This is a genomic window from Streptomyces colwelliae (assembly GCF_048158785.1).
Taxonomy (GTDB): Bacteria; Actinomycetota; Actinomycetes; order Streptomycetales; family Streptomycetaceae; genus Streptomyces.
In genome coordinates, this window is record NZ_JBLTJC010000607.1 from 1 (window position 1) to 4,038 (window position 4,038).

The window sequence follows — 4,038 nt, forward strand, 5'->3', positions numbered from 1 at the left end:
GTTCCGGGGGTTCCGGGGGTTCCGAGGGTTCCGGTTGTGCCTGGGCAGGTTCCCGGTGGTCATCCCAGTGGTCATCCCGGTGACGACGGGCGGCACGATGCCGTTCCGGTCGATCAGTCCGAGGATCACACTCCGCCTCAGCCGCATCCCGCCAGCGCGCCAACTGGGCGTCGGCGTCGGGCTGTTGCTCAGCCGCAGCCTCAAGCGCAGGCGCAGGCCGTGGAGTCGGTGCCCGTGCAGGCGGGGGCCCCGGTTCAGGCCGGTGTCGAGGTGCAGGGACAGGGGCAACCCGGTGCGGTGGTTCCGGCGCAGGGTACGGCCGGGCAGGGGCAGCAGGCGATTCCGGCGCGGGTCGGCGCGGGGCAGCAACAGGGCGTAGGACAGCAGGGAGTTGGGCAGCAGGGCGCCGGTCAGGTGGTCGGGGGACAGTCAGTCGCCGGGCAGGCCGGTGGGGCCATGCAGCTCGCTCCCGCGCAGAATCTTCCCGCTCCGGGGCAGATCCCGGCGGGGCAGCCGTTGCCGGCCGAGGCGGTTCCCGGGCAGGGCATCCCGGCGCAGGGCATGCCCGGACAGCCCATCCCTGGTCAGGCGGCTCTGCCGCAGGGCAACCCCGGGCAGCCGGTCTCGCCGCAGGGAATCCAGGGGCAGGGAGTGCAGGGGCAGGGGCAGGCACTGCCGGGTCAGCCGGTCTCTCCGCAGGGGATTCCGGGGCAGGGCATCCCCGGTCAGGCCGCACCCGCGCAGGGGCAACCCGTCTCCCCGCACGGCATCCCCGGTCAAGTCGCCCCGGTTCAGGGGCAGTCCGGCGGTCCGGTTCCGCCGCAGGCGCTGCCCGCCGCGCAGCCGAACCCGGCCGCGGGCGCGCCCGGTGTCGCTCCGGGGCCCGTACCGGCGAACGGCGCCGGCACCGCCGTAGCGCCGAACGCGGGGCCGAACCCGCAGCCGAATTCCGACCCGAACTCGAACCCGAATACGCCTGCGCCCGGTACCCCGGTCGCCGCGCAGGCGCGGGCCGCTCAGCCGCTGCCCGCCGAGGCCGCCGCTCCCATCGACCCCAACTCCACTCAGGGGCGGGCGATCAGTGTGCGGACGTTGGGGCAGGGGGTGCCGTTCACGCGGCAGGCCGCTCAGGTGCAGGTGCCGACCGCTACTCCTCCGCCGCATCAGCCGACCGCTGGTGGGCGGCGACGGAAGTTGGGGACGCGGCCCGAGCCCGCCGACGGGGCGGCGGAGCAGGGCGGGCGGGCGCATCCGCAGGGTGAGCAGGCTCAGCCCTCCATGGCCGGGCAGTCGCGGCTCGCGCAGATGACCGAGGGGGCCGGGCGGTCGTACGCCATAGGGGCACCGGACGAGAACGCGGCCGAGGGGCCCGAGCCGCTGGACGGGCCGGGCGGGGCTGTCGAGATCGCGGACACCCCGAGGCCGCAGCCGCTCGACGACGAACTGCCCCCGGAGCCGCTCGACAACCCGCGCCGGCTGCTCGTGTGGCCCGCGCCGGACGTGACGACGACGCAGGCGCTGAGCGACCGCGGGTACCGGCCCGTCATCGTGCACTCGCGCGAGGAGGTCGACGCGCAGATCGCCGCGTTCCCGGCGGCGCTGTTCGTGGACCCGTTGACCGGGCCGATCACGCGTACGGCACTTCAGTCGTTGCGGCAGGCGGCCGTCGCCGCCGAGGTGCCGGTGCTGGTGACGGCCGGGCTCGGGCAGGCCACGCGTGAGGCGGCCTACGGTGCCGATCCCGCCGTCCTGTTGAAGGCGCTCGCGCCTCGGGACAGTGAGCAGCATCCGCCGCGGGTGCTGCTGATCGAGGAGCACGCGGAGATCGCGCTGGCGCTGACGGCGACGCTGGAGCGGCGCGGGATGCAGGTGGCGCGGGCCGCGAGCGATGCCGACGCGGTGACGCTGGCGGGGCAGTTGAGGCCGAACCTGGTCGTGATGGACCTGCTCCAGGTGCACAAGCGGCGGGCCGGGATCGTCGACTGGCTGCGGGCGAACGGGCAGCTCAACCGCACCCCGCTCGTCGTGTACACGGCCGCCGTGGACCAGGCCGACCTGCCGCGGCTGGCATCGGGTGAGACCGTGCTCTTCCTCGCCGAACGGTCGACGAGTACCGAGGTCCAGTCGCGGATCGTCGACCTGTTGGCCCGGATCGGTACCAACTAACCCTCAACCATCAGGCGGGGGCGGCTACTTGACAGTCGTCCCCAACTGGCGGTCCGGCGCGGCTACTTGGCGTTCGCCCCCAACTGGCAGTTCGGTGCGGCTACTTGGCGATCAGTCGCCGTGCCGCCTCCTTGATCGACTCGCGGAGCCGGTCCCGGTCCGGGTCGTCGACACCGACCAGGACGCGGCGCATCTGCGGTACGACGACACCCCAGTTGGCCATCGCGACCAGCAGGAAGAGGAGGTCGCGGGCCGGGATCGCGTCGCTCACGACACCCCGGTCCTGGCCGTCCTGGAGGGCGGCGACCTTGAACGCGTAGTGCTGCTGGCGCTCGGTCTCGTCGGGCAGTTCGGCGGTGCCGTACTCCAGGCCCTCCCAGAAGAGGAGGCGGAGCAGTTCGGGGTGGGCCTCGTGGTAGTCCATGAGGCGGTCGATCCAGCCCTCGATGTCGTCGGGGTCTACGGGAAGCTGGACGGCGAGGTCGAGCATGGACCTGCCGAGGACCTGCGTGAACAGCTCCGCCTTGTTGCCGAAGTAGGCGTAGATCAGCTGCTTGTTGGCCTTGGCCTCGGTGGCGATGCGGTCGATACGGGCGCCCGCGATGCCGTGCCGGGCGAACTCGGCGACCGCCGCCTCGAAGATCCGGGCCTTGGTGGCCTCGGGGTCCCTGACTCCCATGGGGTCAGGGTACTCGGCGGGCGACGGTAACCAACTATTTGGTTGACAGGGAATTCCGGGGCGCCGCATGCTGTTCCAGCTTCCAACCAACCAGTTAGTTGCTAGAGCTGGCTCGAAGGAGTCCTACCGCTCATGTCCTCCGCAACCACAGCTCAGCCGGTGCAGGTCCCGACGGGAACGCCGGTCCCCACAGCCGCCGGCCGCCTCTTCCTCGTCCTCATCGCCGTCTGCACCGCCGTGACGGCCGCCAACATCTATCTCGCGGGCCCGCTGCTCCCCCTCATCGCCCACGACTTCGGCTCGACGGCGTCCGCCGTGGCCTGGATCGCGTCGGTCGCGCAGTTCGGCTACGCCACCGGCCTCCTCTTCTTCGCCCCGCTCGGCGACCGCGTGAACCGGCGCCCCCTGGTCGCCGCGCTCTCCGTGGCCACCACGGCGGCCCTGCTCGCCGGTGCCGCTGCCACCGGGACCGCCGCCCTCGCCGTCGCCGTCTTCGTCGCGGCCGCCGCGACCGTCGTCCCGCAACTCCTCGTCCCGCTGGTCGCCGAACGCGCCCCCGCCCATCACCGCGCCCGCCATGTCGCGGCCGTCATAGCGGGCCTGTTCACCGGCATCGTGGCCGCCCGCGTCGTCGGCAGCCTGGTCGGCCAGGCCTACGGCTGGCGGGTCGTGTTCATCGGCTCGGCCGCCCTGACCCTCGTCCTCGGCCTCGCCACCGCGTACGTCCTCCCGTCCGAGAAGCGCCGCGGCTCCGGCCCGCTGTTCGGCGGCCTCGCGGCCCTGCCCGGCCTGGTCCGCACCTCGCCCGACCTGTGGCGCGCGTGCCTGCGCCAGGCGGGGATGTTCGGCGCGTGGAGCGCCCTGTGGACCACGCTCGCCCTGCTGCTGACGGGTACGACCGGCGGTTCCTACGGCTTCTCGACCGCGACCGCCGGGCTGTTCGGGCTCTTCGGGCTGGCGGCCAGCGCGGTGGCTCCGCTCGCGGGCGGGTTCGTCGACCGGTTCGGCGCGGGCAGGGTCGTACGGTCCGCGTATGTGCTCGCGGCCGTGTCCGTGCCGCTGTTCTGGCTCCAGCGCCCCTGGACGAGTCCATAGGTGCGGAAGACATGCAGGCCGCCCAGGACGCTGTCGACGACGACCTCATGCCGGTCCTCCGCCGTCCAGCCGAAGGTGATCTTCTGCACCGGCACGGG

The 4,038-nt window shown here is 73.1% G+C and carries 2 protein-coding genes and 1 pseudogene; 2 read left to right on the forward strand and 1 reads right to left on the reverse strand.

From position 1 onward, the window contains the following. On the forward strand, positions 1 to 2,166 hold a 2,166-nt coding region (locus ACNFOC_RS51815), incomplete at its 5' end, for a response regulator (RefSeq protein WP_521987101.1). A gap of 100 nt (positions 2,167 to 2,266) precedes the next feature. Here ACNFOC_RS51815 and ACNFOC_RS51820 read toward each other — a convergent pair. Further along, positions 2,267 to 2,845 (reverse strand): TetR/AcrR family transcriptional regulator, encoded by a 579-nt coding sequence (locus ACNFOC_RS51820; RefSeq protein WP_416965935.1) that lies wholly within the window; start codon positions 2,843 to 2,845, stop codon positions 2,267 to 2,269. Positions 2,846 to 2,977: 132 nt separating this feature from the next. Here ACNFOC_RS51820 and ACNFOC_RS51825 point away from each other — a divergent pair. Continuing rightward, a pseudogene (locus tag ACNFOC_RS51825) lies at positions 2,978 to 3,916 on the forward strand (MFS transporter); the annotation flags it as partial. Positions 3,917 to 4,038 lie beyond the last annotated feature (122 nt).

What these genes read in the sequence shown, in the direction of transcription:
- ACNFOC_RS51820 (WP_416965935.1), bottom strand. Translation starts at nt 2,845, where the DNA reads ATGGGAGTCAGGGACCCCGAGGCCACCAAGGCCCGGATCTTCGAGGCG.